Below are 21,526 nucleotides of genomic sequence, written 5' to 3'. Positions count from 1 at the left end.
CCACTGCCGGAGGCATCCCAAGCCCACAATATGCACCACAGGTTCATGCGAAAAACCCATGCACAAACCAGCGCGGATCCCCCCCGCGCCCATCCTCATGCAGGCCTTCGCGATACAACCACAACCGCAGACCCGTCTGGTTCTCAACCTTGAAATAGTCACGCAACCGCGTGCCGGGGCGGTCCTTCCACCACTCGGGCGCGATCCGTTCGGGCCCTGCATAACGGGCCACACGGTGAGTTTGCCTGCGCCAGACAAATTGTGCAGGCGGGCCTTCGGGCACGGCGTAGAGCACGCGCACCTCTTCAGGATGATCAAGCAGGCGCAGGGGGCGTTCCTTGATCAAAACCGTGCCCTCGCCAGGTGCGTTTGCAAGCGCTGCGATCTGCGCCTCGGCCCGTTCGGGCAGATGGCTTTGGCGCAAAATGGGGCGGGTCACTGCACACGGGCCGAATTTCGCGCTGAGCCGGTCAATCAGCTGTGTCAGGCGCAGATCATCGTCCGCCCCACCCTCCAGACGGGTCTGGCGGTCCTGCATCTCCTCCAACGCCCCCGCCGCCAGCGTGATCAGGTCAAACCCGAAACCGGGGTTGATACGTTCCAGCTTATCCCGGAAAAGACCATGCAAATGCGCAGGATCGCGTGTTGGCGCAGAGGTCGCGACATCAACATGGCTGACATCGCCGTCGGTTCTATAGACCGTCAGATGCAGGCGGCGGCACCCCTGTCCGGTCTGTTTCAACTGATCACAAAGATCATCACAAAGCTCCGGCAGATAGGGGGTTGGGTCAAAAACCGGCTCGGCCAAACGGGCCTGCGCGCGGATCACAGGCTTGGCATCGACGCTGGAAACCGGTTCAGCCAATTTGCCCATCAGCTGGTCCAGCCGTATCAGCGGGTTGGCCTGCACCCCCGCCTTTACAAAGCGGCGGGTCAGGGACAGGCGGGGTACATCCATGACAGCACCAATGGTTTTCAACCCCAGGCGGCGCAGCAAAAGCAGCGTCGGCGCATCAAGCCGCAAACCGGCCACCGGCAAGGCCCCCAGTTTGAAATAAATCTCGTCCGCCCCGCAGATCGCGCGCACCGGACCGAAACGCGCAAGCGCCCAGGCCGCCCCCCATGTGGGCGCCACCGCCAACCGCGCGGTCAGACCCAGCAAGGATAACTGCGTTTCCATCTCGACCAGCATGGCCGCCTCACCCCCCCAAAGATGGTCGGCCCCTGTGGTGTCCAGAATGAGCCCGTCATTGCCATCCCGCACCGTCCACGGGCACCACCGGCGCGCCCAAAGGACCAGTCGGTCAAGGGCTGCACGATCGCCCGCCTCATCGGCATATGCGACCTGCAGTTCGGGGCAAATCGCGCGCATATCGACCACCCGCGATCCCGGCGTGATCCCCTCAAGCCGCGCAGTCCGGTTGGCGGCGTGAATAACCGGACCATGCTGTCCTTCGCGGGCCAGTACCACGGGGATATTATCCGGCGGTGCGTTCCCCTGCCGTTCCATCACGCGCATCCACCGCTCGATCGCGAACTGGGGCAGCGAGATCGACACGATCCGTCGCGCGGTCATAGCTGGCCACCCATTGGCCGGGCCTGGTATGGCGTGCCCGAAACAGATCGAGCGCCCAGCGCGGCGCGCCGGGGGCCTGCGGATCGTGCGGGTGGGGGGCAGAGGGGATACTGGCGACACGCCAACGTTCGCGCGCGGCGCTCAGATCGGGGCTGGCCGCCCTGCGGATCAACCAGCAGGGCACGTCGCCGGCCTCTGCGCGCAGGGCCAGTCGTTTGGTGGCGGTAAAATCCAGACAGGGCGGATCGCCCCAAATCTCGCCAATCACAGCGCCAAGGCTGCGACAGCGCAACCCGTCCTCCATCGCCCAAAGCACGTCCACGGCACGCGAAAGACCGACCATAATCACCGGACGATCCGCGCGCATTCCCGCCAGCGCAGGACGCCCCGCCTCTTTGCGGGACAAACGATCCTGCACCCACAGGACCGGTGCTGTACCGCGCGGCAGCCGCGAGAGAGCAAAACCCACAGCACTGGCGTCTGCGGGGTGGTTCGGAAAAGCCTCTGACAAGGTATGGGCGATTGGCGCAGCACGCGGCCCCTGCCCTTCCAGACCTTTGTGTAAACGAAGTGGGGTCACACACGACACACCGAATCCCTCTTTATGTTCACTATTTGTTCTAATTCATTTTATCCTTTCTCGCAACGTCCGCCCCGCTGCGAAATAGGCAAACCTCACAGCCAAGACGCAAAGGCCCCAAAATCCAAGATTCTACTTGTGATCGGCAGTTTGTTCCTGCTAGACGCGTCGGCGGAGACGTGGCCGAGTGGTCGAAGGCGCTCCCCTGCTAAGGGAGTAGGCGGGAAACCGTCTCGAGGGTTCGAATCCCTTCGTCTCCGCCATTGCCAAAAATAAGGCATTGGTAATAAAGAATTAATACAAATATTGCTTCCAGGTCGAATTTCGGGGACCCGAAATATACGCGATATCAAACCGACATTTTCCTACTGCCGCTGTGAATTTTCATGTCGTTTGCAGGAAACTATCCTGCGTGAGAAGTGCAATATCGGTCTAAACCGATCAGTTCTGGACGGTGCGCGAAAACACTTTCCGGCAAGCCGGAGGACTTGCCACTGGACAAAGCCCGTCAGCTTGTTCGGTTGATACGCCGGCTGCGCCTTAAGGGCGGAATAAGTACACTGGATCACCTGTAACGTCCGCCTGTGGCGCAGAAATTATGGCGCCGGTCAGGAAAATCGTTTTAGGGCCTACCTGCTGGGATACATGTATCACAGCAGATAGACTAGCCACCGCGGGATGGCATACACCCGCCCTGATCCTAACCTAGGCGCCTGCGGATCACGGGTCTTATTCCTCGTCCATATAGATCGGTGCCACTGGCCGCACCGGAATTCCCGGTTGCCATGCTTGATTGAAGGATGGCGCTGCATAGGGGAATTTCTCGTCATTGAGCGCCTGATCAGAGCTGCGCGGCAGGAAGCTGTCGGGGGCCTCGTAGCGGAACGGGTTGATGTCCGTGATCGTCCAGTAGATCGCATCTTCCGCAAAACTGCGCCCGTTGGGATAGCCTGCAGGTTGCGAGGGGTCCCATGTCAGCATATCGGGGGCATAGAAGGCCACGGTGTCTTTCAGCTTGTCCTCTTCGACCTCAAGCCGGTTAAAGCTGAAGGTGAACTGATCGCCGAAGCGTGAAAGACCTTCATCCGGGTTTGCGGCGTTATAGGCGTTGTTGAAGTCACCAACGGTGGGATATTCGGGGTCGACGGGCAGATAGCGTGCCGGGTTGTATCCGACGGGCGGATCGACAAAGAAGATGCCCTGCACACCCGCGCGCCCCATCCGGTCAACAGATATGCCGTTACTGTCCGCGACCACCGCCCAGTAGTTGAGCGCCTGATCGGCCAGACCGGGGATTTCAAGAACGATCAGTGTCATATCCGAAATCCCGAAGGCACCGATAGAGGTGGGTTCGGCTGGCAGGTTGTCGCCACCGGCCAGTGCCTGTTTAATCGCAAGGGCGGCCGGGGCCTGCACAGTTGAGAAGTCAAAAAAGAATGGATCACGCCGTGGGCCGATGAACAGCAGCTCGCCGTTATCGCCTTCGACTACTTCAAGCGCGCGATTGAGCGCAGTCGTATAGCCGCGTGCAATTTCGCGGCCGTTCCAGCGGTTCGAACGAGCCTCCTCGCCTTCGGCTACCCGAAGTTCGACTGTTTGTTTCTGTCGCTCGCCATCGATATCCCGGACCCTGACTTTATAGGCAATGTCGGCGCGCGCGTCATCGTCGAGATCCAGCCGGAACATATAGATCAGATCCGGATCAAGCTTGATATCCTCGGACCCGAGCGTGCCCGGCGCGCCGCTGCCTGACAGCGGGTTGAGCGTATAGGCCATCGTCAAGCCACCCGTCTGGGCGCCTCGGAACAGGAAATTATCACCGATATCTGACATCGGATAAAGCTGCGTCAGGGGCGCATCGCGGTGATCGGAGGCGCTGACGGCGGAAGCCTGAAAGGCGGCGCAGAATAAGGCGGAGACGAATGCGAGATTGCGGCGTAACACTATGTTTCCTTTCAAAATATGTCGCGTGGGACAAGCCAGGATATCCCAGCTTGTCCCTTGTGTGAGGATCGCTGACAGTTCTAGTTGCGCGACGGGAAGATCCCTTGCAACGCGATGATATAATTAATGCAGAGTGTTGGCTGCATGTTTTCGTGCCGCTGACTGCCTCCTGCGCTGCCGATTGTGCGACTGTTCAGTACGATAGAGGGCTGGGTCGTCGGGTCTGAAGGGTCATTGTTAACATAAATGTCGGACCGTCCGATGGCATCGTCTGCGGCACGGTTGTTTGCTGCCGCCGCAGAAGCCACCAGCATTTCATGGCTGTGGGACGGCATCTGCGATGCAACGAGTGCGACATCTTCTACACCGATGCTTTCACCGATCCGGCGGGGCGACAAACCCGGGCCGGTCCCAGCGTGCATTGGCACCCGTCCGCGCAGATCAGGCAAAGCAAAAGTTGTGCGCCCATCACCACCAAAGGCTGTGCCGATGATAGAAAAGAGGGCGGAATTGCTCGAAATCGGCAAAAGCTGCCCATCACAAAAAGCCCAGCCACGCGGGGCAAAATTACCCCCGAAGAGCATGATTTGCGCGATAAATGGTTCCATTGTTACTCCAATCAATCTGTATAAGCGGGGTGAGTGGAAACCTGATCGGTCTGCCCGCCTTCGTATGTTCACAGTGACCGGTCGTGGGCTTCGCAATCTGTATCCCAACGCACATTTCAAACGGCGCAAATCTGCCATTGCCTGTCTCATATCGGTGCCCTGAACGGCACAAGCGAATTTGAAAGGCGAGCAGATGCAGAAATTAATTAGAGCTTTGGGTGCGACCATGATGATATTGGGTGTCAGCACGCCCGCATCGGTGAATGCGTTCGGGGGATCGTTCTTTGATGGGCCCGCCTTCAAACCTGTCGGCGTGACGGGCGGCTCTACTGTTTGCGCGTTCAACCCCTACAATGATCCAGGTTTTGGCGAAGCCGAGATCAGCTTTCTTTCGAGCGCGCTCGGCAACACATCGGTCGGCGGCACCTGGTGGAGTTCGGCGAATAATACGACAACTTTCAACGCCGTCACCGTCACTGATCTGGAAACCGATTGCCCGTTTTCGAATGTCGTCATTCTTTCACAGGTCGGGGCCGATGCGGCCTCCTACACTGCCGAAGATCTCTATGAGCTTGTATGGTCTGCGACATTCAATGGTGATGGTCAAAGCTATACCTACCGCGTCGCACTTGAGGGTGTCACAAATACAATTGTTGTGAACACCCGCACCCTCAATACGGCGCCCAATGTCGCGCCAACCGCGAATGCAGGATCGAACCAGTCGGTCCAATCCGGCACGCAGGTGACACTGGATGGCTCCGGCAGCACAGACAGTGACGGCGCAATCGTGTCTTACGCATGGACGCGGACAGGCGGCACCGGATCGGGGGCCAACGCTGTTCTGAATGATGCAACGGCTGTGAGCCCGACGTTTACCGATAGCTCGCTGACCTCCAATGATACGTCGGTTACGCACGAGTTCTCTTTGGTTGTCACGGATGATGATGGCGACAGCTCGGTTGCTGATACCGTGACTGTGACGATCACGCCTCCCCCCAATGCGGCGCCGACCGTAACCGCATCGGCGGTCGCGACGAGTGTCACGTCGGGGACGCAGGTGCAGCTTTTAGGGACGGGCAATGATACCGACGGAACCGTTGTGTCCTATGCATGGACGCGCACAGGCGGCACCGGTTCAGGCGCCAATGCGGTTCTGAGTGATGCAACTGCACAGAACCCGACCTTCACCGACAATTCTCTCACGACCGGCAGTTCATCGGTCACGCATCAGTTCTCGGTTGTTGCCACGGACGATGACGGCGCGACCTCGAACCCGTCTGTTGTGACAATCACGATTGTCGCCCCGACGAACACAGCGCCTACCGCGGTCGCGGGTGCCACCCCAACCACCGCCGCAGCCGGGCAATCCGTGACGCTGAACAGCACTGGATCAAACGCAAATGATGTGGGTCAGACACTGACCTATGCTTGGTCGCAGACCGCAGGCACGGCTGTCACATTGTCAAGCTCAACGGCAGCAGCACCGACCTTTACCGCACCAACGCTGGTCCCCGGTGTGCCGCCCGAGACGCTGACGTTTTCATTGATTGTGAATGACGGTTTTGAAAATTCTGCGGCATCGCTGGTCAACATCACCGTTAACCCACCTGCAAACGTCGACCCAACGGCAAATGCTGGCCCTGATCAGACGGTTGCGTCTGCGGCATTAGTTACGCTGGATGGCACGGCCTCTGATCCCAACAATGCAGGACAAGCCCTGACTTTCGCGTGGAGCCAGACCAGCGGACCTTCGGTAACTTTGTCGAGCACTACTACTGCGCAGCCGACATTTACGGCCCCGACCCTTGCGGTTGGCGCTGCGGATGACACGCTGGTGTTCAGCCTGATCGTGAATGACGGGGTATCCAGTTCGGTGGCTGATACAGTTTCCATCACGGTTGAGCCCCCTGCAAATACAGTGCCTACCGCCAACGCGGGCCCAGACCAAGCGGTCACCTCTGCGGCGTCGGTGACGCTGGATGGATCGGCCTCCGATGCAAATGATCCGGGTCAGACCCTGATCTATAGCTGGATGCAACTGTCTGGCGGCGCTGTTGTTCTCAGCGGAGCGGATACCGTGATGCCCACATTCACGGCGCCGACCCTGCCGATTGGGGCCGCTGACATGTCGCTGACCTTCCAGCTGTCGGTTTTCGACGGTTTTGACACCTCTGTCGCTGATACGGTGGTGATCACGGTTCAAGCGCCGGGGAACACAGCACCTGTCGCAAATGCCGGGGCAGACCAGATCGTGGCAACAAATAACACGGTGACCTTGGACGGGACCAGTTCCATCCCCAACGACGCCGGTCAGAGCCTGACATACGCATGGACGCAGACAGGTGGCACATCTGTTACACTGTCGAGCCCGTCGGCTCCTTCTCCGCTATTTACCTCACCCAATTTGGAAATTGGCGATAGCGACGCGGTCCTGACATTCAGTCTGACGGTGAATGATGGTTTTGATACATCGGTTGCCGATACGGTCACGGTGACCGTCACCGCACCACCGAACACACCACCCACAGCCAATGCCGGAGCGGATCAAAACGTTGCGGATGGGTCATTGGTCACGCTCGACGGCAGCGCATCATCCGCAAATGACGCGGGTCAGGTGCTCACCTATACGTGGAGCCAAACAGGCGGGACCGCCGTCAGCTTTGATACAACGGTCGCACAGCCGTCATTCACAGCCCCCACCTTGAACATCGGCGACAGTGACGCGGTACTGACATTCAGCCTTACGGTGAATGACGGATTTGACACGTCAGTGGCGGATACGATCGTCGTCTTTGTCCGTGCGCCCGGGGATATGACTGCACCGGTGATTACGCCACCCGCCGACATCACGGCAGAGGCAGGGCCGCTCGGTACAGCTTCGGTAACCTTTGCCGCGACCGTGACCGATAACGTGGATCCCGTGGTCATGCCCGTCTTCCGTCTGGGTAGCGATGTCATCACCAGCCCGTATGACTTTGGCGTTGGCGCCAACACTGTGCTGGTGAACGCGACCGATGCGGCGGGCAACGTGGCCACGCAGCAAAGCTTTGTCGTGACAATCACCGCAGCAACGGCACCGGATGCGCCATTGATCACGACGGCTGCCATCAATGCAAACCGGTCGCTGACGATCGGGGGGACGGCAGAGGTGGATGCGACTGTCACCGTGACCTTCCCCGACAACAGCACGCAAACTGTAACAGCAACAGGTAGCATCTACGCCGTCACATCAGCGGCTGATATGGCGGGGGGCACCGTGACCGTCACGGCAACGGATGCCGTCGGCAATACCTCGGCTGCGGCTACCGTGGATCTGTTCCCTGACTTCGATGGGCCAACAGTGACGATCAGCGGCGCCCCCTCCAGCATCAATGATGCCACGCCCTTCATGATCACAATCACCTTTTCCGAAGCCGTTACGGGCTTTGTTCAGGGTGATCTGAGTGTGACAGGTGCGGCTATCACCAGCTTTGCGGGAGCAGGTGCGGTATATACCGCGCAGATCACGCCATCGGGCACCGAAGCTGTCACAATAAGCGTAGCGGCGGGCGTGGCAGAGGATGACTTTGGCAACCTCAACGACGCATCTGGGGTGGCATCAATCGGACTTGGTGCGATGACTGCGACCGAAGAGATGATCACCCAAGTGGCGCGGCAACGAACCACGCAGCTGATCCGTGCACAGCCAAAGCTCAATGCCTTCCTGCTGGGTGACAGCCTTGGGCGGTTCAACGTCAATGCCACGCAAGGTGCAGGCAATTTTGATCTTGGCACATCGCCTGATCGCCCCGTCTGGCTCTCTGCACAAGGGCAATGGAGCACACAGGACGATATCGAAAGCACCTATGCCAACCTGAGCCTTGGCTCGCATTACCGGATCAGCGAAAATCTGTTGATCGGTGCCATGGCGCAGTTCGATACGATGACGTCTGACAACGGGCCGATGGCCTTCGACAGCACCGGCTGGTTGGCAGGCCCCTATGCGGTGGCACGCCTGCCGGACCAAAAGCTGGTCTTCTCGGGTGCTTATCTTTTCGGTCAAAGTGACAACACGCTATCGCCGCTGGGCACCTATGAGGACACCTTCACGAGCGATCGCAGCGTTCTGACACTCGATGTCGCCGGTGAGGTTGCGTTCGAGCGCTTCATGCTTATCCCGATGTTGGATCTTGCCTATGTCAGCGATGAAAACGAAGCTTATGTCGACGGGGACGGCTTTGATGTCCGCGCAATGACCGTCACGACAACCGAGGCGACGCTTGGTCTGGATGTTGTTGTGCCCATCGCTGTCAGTAAAGGCGCACTTGATCTGCTGGGCGGGTTCGGGGCCAGTACATCGATCTTTGATGATGGATTCACCCAGACAGAAAGCAACCAAGGCCAGGTGACACTGGGCGCGCGTTATGCATTTGGCGCGGCAAACCAGTTGTCGCTGAACATGCAATATGATGGCATTGGTGACGACGACTATGAAGCCTTTGGCGCCACCGCACGGGTTGAGTTCAGCTTCTGATCTGGCCCGATGACGATTGGGCAATGAAGCCCCCCGCACCGTTGAGTGCGGGGGGCTTCATTGATGCTTGGGTTCGAGCCATCGCACGACCCTTCAAGAGATGCAAAACAGGTCGATCATACCGCGCCCTTTGGCATTCACCTGACCGCAGGATGCAAAACCTGTTTTGTCAGTCAGCAAGTTGATGCTGCTGCGTGACAGACGGATTTCATTGGGTGCGCTGGCATTGACGATCCGAGAGGCGATGTTGACCGTATCACCCCAGACATCAAAGCTCAGTCTGTCCTGCCCGATCACCCCCGTCGAGACAGGCCCCGAGTTGATCCCGATCCTGATTTGCCACAGCGGGGCTTGCGGATCGAGACTGGGTGGTCTGGCTTGCGCGACAAAGCAAAGGAACTCTTGCGCTGCGGCGATGACATGGGCGGTAGACGCTGGATCATCGTCCAGACCTGCCACGCACATGTAGGCATCACCGATCGTTTTCACCTTTTCGATGCTGTGGCGGGCCGTGATGCGGTCAAACTCGGAATAATAGTAATCGAGTACCCGCAAAAGCACCAAAGGATCGAGCGTTTCCGATCGCGCGGTGAACCCCACGAAATCGGCAAACATGACCGTCGCATTTTCGCAACGCCGCGGGGTGACGCCGTTATCGCGTTTCAACTCGTCCGCGATTGAATTGGGCATGATCGAGCGCAACAGCCTGTCACTGCGTGCTTGTTCTTGTTGCAATTGTTCATTGAGCTTTTGTAGCTCGGCCTTGGCCTTTTCGACCTGTGCGAGCACGCTGCGCTGAAAGGCCTGACCGGTGTCGATCAGATGCTCGAGCTCGGCCCTGCGCATATCCGATTTTGCCAACCGCCGTTGGAGGCGCAACACCTCATTGTTCTGTGGTGTCGGATGATGGGTCATGGATCTTTCTTCTTGGCTCAGGCTGTTGCGTCGCTAAGAAATACCGCAACGAAAGCGTTGGTATGGGTCAAGGACGGGCCCCCTGCTTTTTCGGGACCGATCTCGCCGTAGCAATAGAAGCCAGCAATTGGCACATCCTGTCCGATGATCGTGCGTACGTTTTCGTATTCTTCGCGGGTGCGTGTGCCCAGTGTTGCCCGACGGCCAGCACAGGAAAAGAGCAGCGCTGCATCGACTTGGTTGTCCTTCATTCCTGCCGCAGCCTGACCGACCGCATTGCGCGCGGCATCGATAATTTCCTGCCGCGATGCTGTTGAAAGCTGCACCACGCTACCCTGCGCGACAGGATTGACCAGATGCAGCGCACCTGTCTCGGCGTCGAAATTCAAAGGAGAGCTGAGGACCAGCGATTGCCGTGTTTCATCCTGCACAGCGAGCGGATAAAAGATTGATGGCTGTTGCAGGTAGTCGGCATATAGCTCGGCTGCGGGGCGGTTGTCGATCTGGTGAACCACAGCACCTTCAGCCATTGTGACGTGATGCGGCTGACCAAGCGGCGTATAGCCTGTGGCCACGCCGACAGAGACATTCACAGCCCCATGCATGGTCAAGATCACCACAGCATCGCTTGTCACGACATCATTGCAGATCTGGCGGGTGCCCTGGAACCGGAGCTGATCGGCCGCTGCGCCGCCGACAATGGGCACACCTGCGCCAAGGGCGTCTTGCAGCCCGCCGACAAGGTCATGGATATTCGTGCCCAGACCTTCCAGCATGGCGATACCAAGGTTTATTTCCTTGTCTGATCCGGCGCGTGCCATGGCAACGGCATCGGCCGTGGATTGGGCAGGCTCTGCGATGGCATTCGGCCCGACCCCCACTGAAAATTCAAGGCTGTCTGACGCAAAGAGCATAATGACAAGGCTGTCCTCCAAAAACCCTTCACCGCCAGCGATTTCGCCATCGGTTGTGCCGCCTGCCACCAAGACATCAGGATAGCGCGCGCGCAGCGTTTTCCCGATCACGGAAAGGTCCTGATCAATCGCCGCGTAGACCAAGGCGGCTTTCGGGACATGGCCGTCCAAAATTGAGACGGCCATGTCGAGGGCCTCTTGCACCGCAGTTGTACTCTCGGGGTCGTCGGACCAACCTGTTGCAACTTTCAGCATAGAGACCCTTTCATTTTCTTTATCTTTTTCAGCCGTGTGTCAGCCCATGTAGCCGCAGCACATCGTCCACGGCTGTTTTAGCAGCCGCCTTGAAGGCCGCAACAACTTTGGGGAGATAATTCCCCTCTGCTGTTGCCGAAACCCACGGATCCTGTGTGGTTGAAATCAGGAATGAGATCGCGGTTCCTTGCGTAGGGGCCAACCCGGCGCGTGCGCCGAAGGCATCCACAAAACTTTGTCCATAACTGGGCACATCAAAGGCAGAAGACGTCACAAACATCGGATTTTCCGGGACGGTGCCACCGTTGAAGGTGCTGATCGACAGAGCCTTGTAGATGGCGGTGTTCACGGCGTTCATGAGCGCAACATCCGTATTCCAGCCATTCGAGGTTTTGAAGTTCACCGCATAGGTGACAATATTCTGATCGGAGCCCAGCTCCTTGAACAGATCCAGTGCTTTTTGATCATTCAGCAGGAATGCGACCAGATCATTGTTTTCGCGGGGTACAAAATTCTTGCGGATATAGGCGACCTCTTCGGCGCGTGCGTGATCGCCCTTGCCCGCCTTTTCACAGGGCAGTCGCTGGAAAGGGACCACTTTGATGTAGTCGTCCGTGCCATCAATCGAGACAAGTTCGGCATAAAGCCGTTTGGAATTGAAGATACATTTGCCCAGCAGTTTCCCATAGCCTGACTTATCCGGTCTGATCATGGCATGGGAGAGATAGACACCCGCCGCCGCCGCCCCGGGTTTAGAACCTTCGATACCGTAAACGCCGACCGTGGGATCAACTCCGCCGTGATAGACCACAGGCGCGGTGAAGGTGATCATGTCGCGCATCGCCCCGTTGCGATAGCAAAGTGCACCCGCAGGATAAGGGATAAAGCCTGCCTTATGCGGGTCAACGGTTTGCGTATCAGCGTGCCGAAAGGCGCGGTACTGGCGCATGACATAATCGCTCATGATCATAGCCGGTGTCTGTTCGAGTGCTCCGCCCTGGTCGGGATCAACCGGTTCCTTGCTGTCGCGCAGCATCGAGGCAAAGTAGCCGCCCCATGCCCCGTCCACGTGGAGCGAGAATTCCAGCCCCTTCCTGCGGAATTCATCGCGCAGTTCAACAATATCGGCCAGCGGGTCAACGGCACTCTCTTCGGTTGAGCCAATGACGGCGACCACTTCGAGGATCGGGCGCTTGTTGTCCAGACAGTCAGTTAGGGTTTCGCGCAGGTGATCCATGCGCATACGTCCGTCCTGATCAACGTGGATCCGCCACAATTGGTTGGCCCCCAGCCCGATTAGGGCCGCGCTTTTCGGCCATGAATAATGCGCGGTTGAAGGCGCAAGAACGACCGGCAGGTGCTGCGTGTCTTTTGCGATGAACCGTTGCTGGTACTCTGCAAGGCCAAGGTTCTGGACAGAGTATTTGTCCAGGGCCGCCTTGATCGCTTCGGGTGTGATCCCGAAATCCGATTGCAGGCGCGGGGACAGGGCGATGACGTCATCAAGTGCGACGTTCAGCAATTCCCAACAGTCCAGATCGAGCAGTTTGACCGAACGTCCATCGGCGAGGGTGACTTTGACGTCCCTTCCGCCTGCCATATCGGGTTCATTGCGGATCGCCTCAGCCATGGTGATGGGCATGTATTTGAGGTTGCGCGCCGCCCACATGGATTCGCCATTCGCGACAGATCCGTCACAGGTGATATGTGCCCATGGTGTCAGCGCACCTTGGGCGATCTCCGCGTCGCTGGGCACATGATAGCCCAGCATGCGCGCCAGATCCTTGCCGACCTCGATTTCAAGCAAGGTGGTGACCGGTGACGCTTCGGCGGCGACGTTGTTCTGGTTATAGAGCATCGCCGCAAAGTACCCGATGGCACCGGGCATCGTGATATCCCAATACATATGCGACTGGTTGCGATAGCTCGACAGTGGGATGGAGCCATGCAGCGCGCCCAGCAGATCCTCCAGCTTGTTGTCCAGTGTGGCGATGGTTTTGCGATATTCGTCAGAGGCCTTAATTTCAGACGTCACAAAGGGCGGATCGCGAAACTGCGCACCGTATTCGCGCCGTGCGTCGCAATGCGCGGCAATCGCCTTGGCGATGGATTTGTCCAGCACCTCCTGGTTTTCGGCCAACGGGCCCAGAAACCAGCCAGCGAGGGATGTTGAGCCCTTGCTCTTGTCGAGATCCATGCGCCCTTCGTCTTTCTCGCGGGCGTGAAAATCTGACAGTGTGGCGACGATACTGCGGTTTCTTTGATGACGGTCCATGGGAATCCCTTGATTGATATATGTTTTTGAAAAGCGCGGCACACAGCCCCGAAACAAAGGGACCTCCGCTTAATCGGTCCCGGCACTCAATCACTTGCACAGGTGGTTCGATGTGCGCCAGCGCACGTCAGAACTAGTCTTCGGTATCCATTAAAGCATCGACATCATTAATCGTGATCACACCGCGTTTCGACATGATCACGCCGTCGCGGTTGAGCTTGGCAATGACACGGCTGACCGCCTCGCGGTTGGCCCCGATGAAATTCGAGATCACTTCGTGGGTTGGGGCATTGGTGATCACACCGCCGTTGACCAGCTGTTCCTGCTCCTGTGCCAGTTGCATCAGCCTCACGCGCACCCGCGTCTCGACGTTATGGACCACGAGCCCGAAGACCCGGTCATTCATGCGCCGCAAGCGTGTGCCAAGATCCGTGGCCAGATTGATCGCCAGTTGGGGATACATACGCAGAAGAGCGAGGAAATCCGCGCCCTGAAGTCTACCCAATACGCAGTCCGAGTGCGCGGAAATTGTAATTGAACGGGCATTGCCATCCAGAGAAGCCAGTTCCCCGAAATACCCTCCCTGAGCAATTTCGGTAAACAGAATTTCGCGCCCGCTTGCAGCCACGACCTGACCTATGACCGTCCCAGACAGCAGGAAGTATGTTTCGGTTGTCTCGTCGCCGTGCATCATGATCAGCTTGCCACGCGGGATGTGCAAAACAGACATCTTCTGGATGACCGCATCCAGCGCCTGCTGATCTATGTCGCGCATCAGGCCACAGTGTTTCAATGCATACGCGGTCGCTTCGTCTACGGACATCTTTGCCCCAAAATTTATGGTGTCATGACCCTAGCTTTACATTCCACGAGAGCCAACCGGCAATAGAGAGCAAAATTGTCGGAAAATGTGTCCGTCCGCACATCAGAGTGACACGCCACACCCTAAAACAGCGGAGCCGAACGGCAGTTTGACTGGCCCTTGGCGCAATTGTTTTGAAAAATGAAAGGATTTTAAAATGTGTATTAAAGTTGGATTTACAGCAGGTTGTACTTTTGGCGATGTTGCAGAAGCGACCAAAGCTGCAACCGCAGCAGCACCCGTGGCGGCTTCTGATGACTGTGTCAGCATCGCGTTTACCGCCGGCTGCACCTTTGGCGATATCGCCGAAGCGCAGGCCGCTGCAAAGCCCCATCTTGACGCATTTGGCAGCACACAATTGGGCTGCGGCAGCGTGCTCTTCACAGCAGTTTGTAGCGTTTGAATTAGGAGGCAGCGTGTCCCGCGCTGCCTTCAACAAGACTTTTAAGTACTTTCAATGAGGAACCTGTGGAACCTATCGCTCGCAACATTATCCAGACGCTTCGTGCACGAGGGCTGGTGTCGCAGCGTGATCTTGTCGATGGCTCAAGTGTGTTGTTTATGGGCCGCCAACGTAATCGTTTCTTTGTCTTCAAGCAGCTCCACGGTTCCTCATTTTTTATCAAACAAGCGCACGAAGGCGAGCCCGGAACGGTTCAATCCGTCACACTTGAAGCGCAGATTTATCAAGCGGTCGCGAGGACCGGTGCATTCCGGCATTTACAAAGCGTGATGCCGCAACTTCTGCACTTTGACCCCGATAGCGCGACAATGACCCTTGCCCTGATCAAGGATGCCGAAGACCTTGGCGCGCGGGCGCGGCGTAGGGGCCACAACAGCCTTGAACACATTGTCCAGATGGGACGGATCGCAGCGCAATACCATGCCGTTCCGCAAACGGCGATCGACGCACTTGATGTGGAATTCACCGTTAGGCCGCACTGGATTTTTCGGCTGGAAGAAACCCCGAGTCCACTGACATACTTGCGTGGCCGCAGCCCTGCCAGTGCCGCGTTTATTGATGCAATTCGCGCGAACCCGGAATTGAAAGCCACCCTGAAATGGTGTCGTGACCATTGGGTAGCAAATACTTTGATCCACGGGGATTTCAAACTTGAGAATTTTCTTATTGAGTCAACCGATTCAGATCAAAAACTGCGTTTGATTGATTGGGAACGTGCTGATCTGGGCGATCCTGCCTGGGATGTGGGGTGCGGGCTTGGGGCGCTTGTGATCCATTGTGTCATGCAGCGAACCCCAGATGTTTTGGATGCAGCCTTACCTGAAATGCGCGCGTTTTGGGCAGCATACAGTGCTGCCGCTCATCTGCTCGACACAGCCTTTCTGGACAAATGCATCGCGATGATGGCGGCCCGTCTCTTGGTTGCGGGCTATGAATACTGCTTTGCGCAGGACAGCCTGCCTGACATGTCTCAGACCTTGATGCAGATTGCGCGGCGCATAACGACGCGGGAAGGACAAAGCAAAATCTGCGCCGGTCTGGCTGCGCCTTCCATGCAGGCCGCGTCATGAAATCTCTTTTGGAATTTGTGGCGCAGGTGGGGATTGATCCGCAGGATCAGATTACTTTCCGCGGGCGGCCCGTGCAGCCCGCCAGCCAGCCAGAAGCGCCGTTTGAGCGACAGTTGACCGAGTTTGTTTACAAGTATTTCTATACGCACCCCGGCGGCAACATCGGCGATGCATTCGGTGAAGGTGCACCAAGTGAGGCGCTGATCGCTGACATCTCTGCCGCAAATGATACCACGGCCAAGGTACAGGACGGGTGGGTCGTGCGCAGCCTGCTGTCTGAAGGGGCGGTCATCGCGGAACGTTATGGCAAAGTCTGCAAGTTCATATCCGGCCAGTTCTTGGCGGCACCTGATGCAGCCCCTGTCCGCCCCGGGTCCGAGATTGTGGTGACCCATCTGGCCGGGTCCAAAACGGCGCAGCCAGGGTTTTTTCACATCTTCGGGCAGGCACAATTGGATGCCGCCGAGGAGGTCAAGAATATCCGCCTTTATTTCAATCTGGTTGGGCCTGGCGCCGCTGCACCTGTTGCCGGTCTGGTTTCGCAAGTGCTGAACCGCTATCTGGTGCCGTTCAGGTACAAGACAGCTACGCGGATTTGCGATTATTCACGGGCGGACACAGCGGTGCTGTATATTCCCGAGCGCGTTTTCACGATGGCTGCCATGGCGCTGGCCACGCAGTTGCCGCAGCTTGCGCTTTACCTCGATGATGCGGTTCCGGCTTTTACCATGCGGGTTGGCAAGGGGCTCGGACTGGCCGAAGATATGCCTGACGCCGGCAGCTTTGGCGCAGCACGCTGCAAAGTGGTTGCGCAGGCGATGATGCAGGCGCGCGCGGAAAACCACATCGTTCCAGAGGCGTTTCAGGCGGCATTTGAGGCCGTTTGTAGGTCGGAAAATTTGGATATTGACAGGTTGTACCTGAATGCTGGGTCTGTCGCCTCCTATCGGCTTTGCACGCAACCTGCGGCCCATGCAGCATGACTGACGCGCAGCTAAAGGACATGGCGTTGCAGGTCGGTCGCATGCTGGCGCGCGATGCGATTTGGGACGGCAGGCGGTGCAACTGGCTTGGCCCTGCCAATGACATTTTTTGGGGTGCCACGATGGCAGGTTACGGCGTACTTGGCCCAAGCGTTTATGACGGAACAGCGGGCATCGCACTGTTTCTGGCGCATCTGGGAGAGCTGACCGATGACACGGTGGCACAGCAGACAGCACTTGGCGCGATCAATCATGCAGTGTCGCGGTACAGGGATTGCCCCGCCAGTGTTTCCCTATCGTTTTACACCGGACATGTCGGGATCGGCTACGCTGCCATCGTGATCGGGCAGATGACAGGGGCGCCGTCTTTAATCACCCAAGGCAAGGAGATCCTGCTGGACGCACTTCACACCGATACTGCGGGCAGATGTATTCTGGATGTGATGCTGGGCGTTGCTGCGTCTATCCCCGCAATCATCGCGGTGCAGGATGTGCTGGGTCGCGACCGCATCGAAAGGCCGCTGTTGGTGTGGGGTGAAAAAATCCTCGGACATGCTGTTGAGGGCAAGGGTGGTCTGTCATGGGATACCACCGCTGAAATGCGCACCAATGCGGGTGAGGCCGCCTGGCTGCAACCAGACGCGCCCGTGCCGCCAAACCTTTTGGGCTATGGGCATGGGGCCAGCGGTATCGGATTGGCGTTGCTGGCGCTTGGCACAGCCTTTGATCAGGATCAGTTTACTGCCGCGGGAAAACGGGCGTTTGCCTATGAGGAGGCCTGGTTTGACCCCATCCGCGGGTGCTGGCCCGATTTGCGCTATCATGGGCAGGCAGAGGCAAAGGGCCGAACCGAAGTTGCGTGGTGCCACGGGGCAACCGGCATCGGCCTTGCACGGCTGCGCGCGCATGCACTGACCGGTGATCCTGCATTCTTGGAACAGGCCAGGACAGCCGCAGAACTTACAAAGAAGACGCTGCTGACCCGGTTAACACCAAAGACAAACCTGTGCCTGTGTCATGGTGTCGGCAGCGATATCGAGCTTTTGATGCACCCAAAAGCGGCGGAAACTGTTGAGAGTGGTGACGTTTTGCAAGCGGTGCAGGAGTTCATTCAGGTGTCCTATCTGGATAGCGGGCGACCGCTGCCATACGGCGGCGGCAACAAACACCAGCCACCAGGCCTGATGCTGGGGTTGGCAGGGACGGGATATGCCCTGCTGCGTTTCATGAAGGCTGATCGACCGCCGTCATTGGTCTGTATAGGAGCAGGCTGACGACAGCATTCCAGGTAATATGACAGAAAATTCTTCTTTGCCCTGCGCAGTAGTCGCAGCGTTGGTGAGATCGGCCACCTGCCCGCCGAAGGTCGCATACTCGGCGACCGCATCCAGCAGGTTCGCCTGCCCCGCGACGTCGTTTTTCCACCCGTTGTAGACGGCGAAATATTCGTCATCCGACTGCCTGGGCTGCTGCTTCGGCGCGCCCTCCTGCAGCCCCGCAAAGACCGACTGCGCGATGCCCGCTGCAGCCCCTGACGCACAGTTGCCGCCCAGTCCCTCTGCCGCGGCACAGCCCACGGCGCCGTGAAGCAGCGCGTGGGGAACGCTGCCCTCGCTATAAAGCCCGTCCTTGACCCCGTCACCAACACCCGTCTGCAAGTCAGCCATGGTGACGGCACCCACCCCCGCTGGGCCGGCGAGCGTCAGCAGCCAGATCAGGCAGTTGGTCAGGAAAAGGCGGGCGGTTCTCATGGGGGCAGAGTGGCACAGCAATGGGCCGATGACCATCTGGGTCGCCTCAAATAGCGTGCAGAGTATTCCGACGAGAACCGCCTCTTCATGGCAGAGATTACCGATACGCTGGCGCGGCCCTATACCCCCCTTGTTCCTGTATACAATTACTGACAGCGCAAAACTGTAACAATTGCACCCGCAACCCTCCAAACGCCTGCATGACCAACAGGGAATTCGATCACATCGCGCAGGATAAAAAGGGGCGAACGCGCTATCCAGGTGCCACAGGATCAAGCCGATGTTTGGTTTGCCTGTCTTTGGCTCAGCCAATCCAGAAGCTCTTTCGCTACCTTCGTAGTTTCAAAGGCTTGTTGCTCCGCTTCAACAGTGAACTTTATCAGTTCAAGCCTCCCTTCAACGTCCGTCAACTTGGCGCGTATGTCCTTTTCCTCTACAGCGATAATCACGTGTTCTGCTCGTTGCACAAGACGTTGAAGATCATCCGCTGATGTTGTCCCAACAATATGCAAATCAGATGTTCGGCGAATTTCATCAATAATCTGTGGATAGATGAAACCAGCGTCCGTCATTGGGAACTATTCCTCAAAATCGTGACAATCGTGTTCCCACCATTTTCGGTCACCACGCTAACACTACCAGCAGTGAAAACAGTCCTTTCAACGCCTCCCACAGTAGTTGTGGTTGACGTGCCATTAGCGATCACATCTTCAACCATGTTCGGCGTCACATTTCGGCCCGGTCCATCCGCTCCAGCTGGTTATCCCAATCCACTTGGTTGCATACGATCAACTGCATGGTGCGTGTAGTTTCGGCCACCAATCTGAACATATTCTCGCCCGCCAATTGAAACTTTGGGGTAATCGTTCCAGCTGCCCCAAAGCAGACCGCCTGCATTATTTGGGGCACCACCGCTCAGAAAGTTACTCCGCCGCTCTGCGCCAAACGCGGCCAGGCGTTCCGATAGCGTCGTTCTAAAGCTGCTGCCGCTTGCAACTGCAAGCCCCAACTTAAGCATACTCCCCCGCTGACCGAGAATAAAGGCGCCAAGATCTTCGTCGCTGAGTGCACTGACCTGTCCGATTAAGGCCGGTCAGGTAGGTGTGGAGCCGCAACGTCATGGGTCAATCATAGCCAGAGGCAATGCGTTTTGGGAAGTCGATTTGCGCCGTCCGGGCGGCGGCGCGTTCTTTGCCGCAAAAGCAAACATCGAACAGGGCAATTTCACCCAAGCCATCAACCGTATCACCCAAGACACCGACGCCGGGTGGTGTGATATCGCGCGCGGCCAGATCGCCCCCGGCTCCGAAGGTTCCGCTTTCTGCGCAATACACATGCCTCAATATCAAACGCCAGAAGAACCGGCGGAGTAAGGATCAGGTCAGCTTGAATCAAACCCGCATCAAGCAAAAGACTGTTTGCTTCACTGGGCCTCGAACGCCTTCTCAGAAACTAAAAAATCCATGGGCAAAATTGATGACGTCAGCCTTTTCTCTAACAGAGCTTCCAAAAAGTCCTGAGTGTTTAGATACGTCATTTCTTCCTGTGCTGGATCAGATGACTGCACACATACGTGCCATTCATTTGGATCGCCATCATCTGTAACCCAAACAATCGCATCGCCATTGTCAGTGAAAGCCCAAGGCAAAAAGTCATTCGGCTTCCTAGGGTAGTACTGTGGAAAATCCTCTTGCAGGCTCTGGTACGCATCCCGAAAGTAGCGCGCTTGGTCCAAGTGTAAGCTTGAGTTCTTAGAGAACGGATTCAGAACCCATAAGAATGCTCCAATTGATCCCGTGCCATAAGTGGACACAAAATCTACGTAGGTGTCAGGGAAACGGCCACCAAACTCTTCGGGTAATGCACCCCAATTGCCACGTCCTTGTTCTGACGTATTAGTTGGTGGTGGGAGTAGTTCAACTATTCTGGATAGCGTCATTGGGCTAACCCGTTGATATTCTGAATTGACACATCAAGATCAAAGCCACCGGAACCACGCGCGGTCATGGTAACTCCAACAGGTACTGGATTATTGCCGTCGTAGATCGGAATAGCCCTGAAATTTACCACTTGGCCACCATCAACAGCATTTCTTACCTGCGTTTCGAAGTGACGCATATTTGGCGAGTTGGCATTCCTTTGGAAAAGAGTAACAAGTTTTCATGCATCAGTTCCAGAACCGCCAAGTATATTGGCAAACAGATGACCACGTGAATGGTTGTTCGCCCCACCTTCAAACCCTGGAGGACGAAAAGATGAACTGGCTGAAGACCCAGTCCCAATCATATCTTGGGTTATCGTCGATGTTACGCCCGTCGGACGCCCTAAATCATCGAGATCACCAAGAATTACGTTGCCTTGAGAATTCGCATTAGGCCGCGCCAATGGTGGGTAGCTTGCTCCTCCATTTGGGGCGCCACCGCTCAGAAAATTACTCCGCCCTTGTGCGCCAAACGCAGCCAGGCGTTCTGATAGCGTCGTTCTGAAGCTGCTACTGCTGGCAACTGCAAGCCCGAACTCATGGAGACTCCCCTGTCGCCCAAGAATATATGCGCCGAGATCTTCGTCGCTGAGCGCACCGACCTGTGCGATCAAGGCGTCATGCCCGCCGGCATGCAGGCTATTGATCGCACCGATCGTAAAGCCGGACAGGTTGAACATCTCGGCCGCCGCCCCCTCGCCCGCGCGCATCATGGCCTCCACAAAGGCCTCTGTTGCTGTGGGGAAGTGCTCGTTTGAGAACAAAAAGGCCTCTTCGGCACCGGACAACACCATGCTGCCGATCAGGTCCTCGCCCCGCCCGATAACCCGCAAGCC

General features: G+C 57.3%; 18 protein-coding genes and 1 tRNA gene. 7 read left to right on the top strand and 12 right to left on the bottom strand.

Annotated elements, in window-relative coordinates; translation table 11 throughout:
* Positions 1–43 precede the first annotated feature (43 nt).
* Both C7964_RS04215 and C7964_RS04210 read right to left on the bottom strand, forming a co-directional pair.
* A complete protein-coding gene (locus C7964_RS04215; protein ID WP_181417108.1) occupies positions 44–1,510 on the bottom strand; it encodes a Y-family DNA polymerase in 1,467 nt (488 codons plus the stop codon).
* The gene (locus tag C7964_RS04210; protein WP_110278369.1) at positions 1,479–2,156 is read right to left on the bottom strand and encodes an ImuA family protein; all 678 of its coding nucleotides are present in this window, start codon (positions 2,154–2,156) and stop codon (positions 1,479–1,481) included. Before C7964_RS04210 ends, C7964_RS04215 begins: the two co-directional genes overlap by 32 nt.
* 173 nt (positions 2,157–2,329) lie before the next feature.
* Between C7964_RS04210 and C7964_RS04205 the strand changes: the two genes are divergently transcribed.
* A tRNA-Ser gene (locus C7964_RS04205) sits at positions 2,330–2,419 on the top strand.
* A 466-nt stretch (positions 2,420–2,885) separates the two neighbouring features.
* Here C7964_RS04205 and C7964_RS04200 read toward each other — a convergent pair.
* A complete protein-coding gene (locus C7964_RS04200; protein ID WP_110278368.1) occupies positions 2,886–4,100 on the bottom strand; it encodes a DUF4331 family protein in 1,215 nt (404 codons plus the stop codon).
* Between the two features lie 80 nt (positions 4,101–4,180).
* On the bottom strand, positions 4,181–4,708 hold the full coding sequence (locus C7964_RS04195; protein WP_110278367.1) for a phage tail protein: 528 nt from the start codon (positions 4,706–4,708) through the stop codon (positions 4,181–4,183).
* Positions 4,709–4,901: 193 nt separating this feature from the next.
* Here C7964_RS04195 and C7964_RS04190 point away from each other — a divergent pair, with 193 nt between their 5' ends.
* Complete coding sequence (locus tag C7964_RS04190; RefSeq protein WP_146214822.1) at positions 4,902–9,221, top strand: PKD domain-containing protein; 4,320 nt, start codon at positions 4,902–4,904, stop codon at positions 9,219–9,221.
* Between the two features lie 93 nt (positions 9,222–9,314).
* Here the strand turns inward: C7964_RS04190 and C7964_RS04185 are convergent, their stop codons facing one another.
* The 4 genes from C7964_RS04185 to C7964_RS04170 form a co-directional block, all read right to left on the bottom strand.
* Positions 9,315–10,136 (bottom strand): adenylate/guanylate cyclase domain-containing protein, encoded by an 822-nt coding sequence (locus C7964_RS04185; protein ID WP_110278365.1) that lies wholly within the window; start codon positions 10,134–10,136, stop codon positions 9,315–9,317.
* A gap of 17 nt (positions 10,137–10,153) precedes the next feature.
* The gene (locus C7964_RS04180) at positions 10,154–11,305 is read right to left on the bottom strand and encodes an FIST signal transduction protein (protein WP_110278364.1); all 1,152 of its coding nucleotides are present in this window, start codon (positions 11,303–11,305) and stop codon (positions 10,154–10,156) included.
* Positions 11,306–11,333: 28 nt separating this feature from the next.
* Positions 11,334–13,580: a pyridoxal-dependent decarboxylase gene (locus C7964_RS04175; RefSeq protein ID WP_110278363.1), complete on the bottom strand. Its 2,247-nt coding sequence runs from the start codon at positions 13,578–13,580 to the stop codon at positions 11,334–11,336.
* Between the two features lie 133 nt (positions 13,581–13,713).
* On the bottom strand, positions 13,714–14,403 hold the full coding sequence (locus tag C7964_RS04170) for a Crp/Fnr family transcriptional regulator (protein ID WP_110278362.1): 690 nt from the start codon (positions 14,401–14,403) through the stop codon (positions 13,714–13,716).
* A 196-nt stretch (positions 14,404–14,599) separates the two neighbouring features.
* Here C7964_RS04170 and C7964_RS04165 point away from each other — a divergent pair, with 196 nt between their 5' ends.
* The 4 genes from C7964_RS04165 (at position 14,600) to C7964_RS04150 (ending at position 18,232) form a co-directional block, all read left to right on the top strand.
* Positions 14,600–14,845: a hypothetical protein gene (locus C7964_RS04165; protein WP_110278361.1), complete on the top strand. Its 246-nt coding sequence runs from the start codon at positions 14,600–14,602 to the stop codon at positions 14,843–14,845.
* Positions 14,846–14,910: 65 nt separating this feature from the next.
* Entirely contained in the window at positions 14,911–15,975 is a 1,065-nt protein-coding gene (locus tag C7964_RS04160; protein ID WP_110278360.1) for a phosphotransferase, read from the top strand.
* Positions 15,972–16,958 (top strand): T3SS effector HopA1 family protein, encoded by a 987-nt coding sequence (locus C7964_RS04155; RefSeq protein WP_110278359.1) that lies wholly within the window; start codon positions 15,972–15,974, stop codon positions 16,956–16,958. Before C7964_RS04160 ends, C7964_RS04155 begins: the two co-directional genes overlap by 4 nt.
* Positions 16,955–18,232, top strand: a complete 1,278-nt coding sequence (locus tag C7964_RS04150) for a lanthionine synthetase LanC family protein (protein WP_110278358.1) — start codon at positions 16,955–16,957, stop codon at positions 18,230–18,232. Before C7964_RS04155 ends, C7964_RS04150 begins: the two co-directional genes overlap by 4 nt.
* Here C7964_RS04150 and C7964_RS04145 read toward each other — a convergent pair.
* Positions 18,206–18,745, bottom strand: coding sequence for a hypothetical protein (locus tag C7964_RS04145; protein ID WP_110278357.1), 540 nt, complete (start codon positions 18,743–18,745; stop codon positions 18,206–18,208). The two genes, C7964_RS04150 and C7964_RS04145, sit on opposite strands and share 27 nt — an antisense overlap.
* 236 nt (positions 18,746–18,981) lie before the next feature.
* A complete protein-coding gene (locus C7964_RS04140) occupies positions 18,982–19,281 on the bottom strand; it encodes a hypothetical protein (RefSeq protein WP_110278356.1) in 300 nt (99 codons plus the stop codon).
* Positions 19,282–19,872: 591 nt separating this feature from the next.
* Between C7964_RS04140 and C7964_RS04135 the strand changes: the two genes are divergently transcribed.
* Positions 19,873–20,082 (top strand): hypothetical protein, encoded by a 210-nt coding sequence (locus tag C7964_RS04135; RefSeq protein ID WP_110278571.1) that lies wholly within the window; start codon positions 19,873–19,875, stop codon positions 20,080–20,082.
* A gap of 50 nt (positions 20,083–20,132) precedes the next feature.
* Here the strand turns inward: C7964_RS04135 and C7964_RS04130 are convergent, their stop codons facing one another.
* A complete protein-coding gene (locus C7964_RS04130; protein WP_110278355.1) occupies positions 20,133–20,648 on the bottom strand; it encodes an SMI1/KNR4 family protein in 516 nt (171 codons plus the stop codon).
* Positions 20,649–20,869: 221 nt separating this feature from the next.
* Positions 20,870–21,526, bottom strand: a 657-nt coding sequence (locus tag C7964_RS04120) for a DNA/RNA non-specific endonuclease (RefSeq protein WP_220000157.1), incomplete at its 5' end; no start/stop codon positions are given.

Origin of the sequence: Loktanella sp. PT4BL (assembly GCF_003201935.1) — a bacterium.
Taxonomy (GTDB): domain Bacteria; phylum Pseudomonadota; class Alphaproteobacteria; order Rhodobacterales; family Rhodobacteraceae; genus Yoonia.
Note: the sequence above shows the minus strand (reverse complement) of the source record. Positions and strands in the feature narration are given on the sequence as shown.

Excerpts from the sequence above, each read along its gene's own strand:
- C7964_RS04215 (WP_181417108.1), bottom strand. The coding sequence starts at position 1,510 with ATGGAACGGCAGGGGAACGCACCGCCGGATAATATCCCCGTGGTACTG.
- C7964_RS04195 (WP_110278367.1), bottom strand. The coding sequence starts at position 4,708 with ATGGAACCATTTATCGCGCAAATCATGCTCTTCGGGGGTAATTTTGCC.
- C7964_RS04190 (WP_146214822.1), top strand. The coding sequence starts at position 4,902 with ATGCAGAAATTAATTAGAGCTTTGGGTGCGACCATGATGATATTGGGT.
- C7964_RS04185 (WP_110278365.1), bottom strand. The coding sequence starts at position 10,136 with ATGACCCATCATCCGACACCACAGAACAATGAGGTGTTGCGCCTCCAA.
- C7964_RS04180 (WP_110278364.1), bottom strand. The coding sequence starts at position 11,305 with ATGCTGAAAGTTGCAACAGGTTGGTCCGACGACCCCGAGAGTACAACT.
- C7964_RS04175 (WP_110278363.1), bottom strand. The coding sequence starts at position 13,580 with ATGGACCGTCATCAAAGAAACCGCAGTATCGTCGCCACACTGTCAGAT.
- C7964_RS04170 (WP_110278362.1), bottom strand. The coding sequence starts at position 14,403 with ATGTCCGTAGACGAAGCGACCGCGTATGCATTGAAACACTGTGGCCTG.
- C7964_RS04165 (WP_110278361.1), top strand. The coding sequence starts at position 14,600 with ATGTGTATTAAAGTTGGATTTACAGCAGGTTGTACTTTTGGCGATGTT.
- C7964_RS04155 (WP_110278359.1), top strand. The coding sequence starts at position 15,972 with ATGAAATCTCTTTTGGAATTTGTGGCGCAGGTGGGGATTGATCCGCAG.
- C7964_RS04150 (WP_110278358.1), top strand. The coding sequence starts at position 16,955 with ATGACTGACGCGCAGCTAAAGGACATGGCGTTGCAGGTCGGTCGCATG.
- C7964_RS04145 (WP_110278357.1), bottom strand. The coding sequence starts at position 18,745 with ATGGTCATCGGCCCATTGCTGTGCCACTCTGCCCCCATGAGAACCGCC.
- C7964_RS04140 (WP_110278356.1), bottom strand. The coding sequence starts at position 19,281 with ATGACGGACGCTGGTTTCATCTATCCACAGATTATTGATGAAATTCGC.
- C7964_RS04130 (WP_110278355.1), bottom strand. The coding sequence starts at position 20,648 with ATGACGCTATCCAGAATAGTTGAACTACTCCCACCACCAACTAATACG.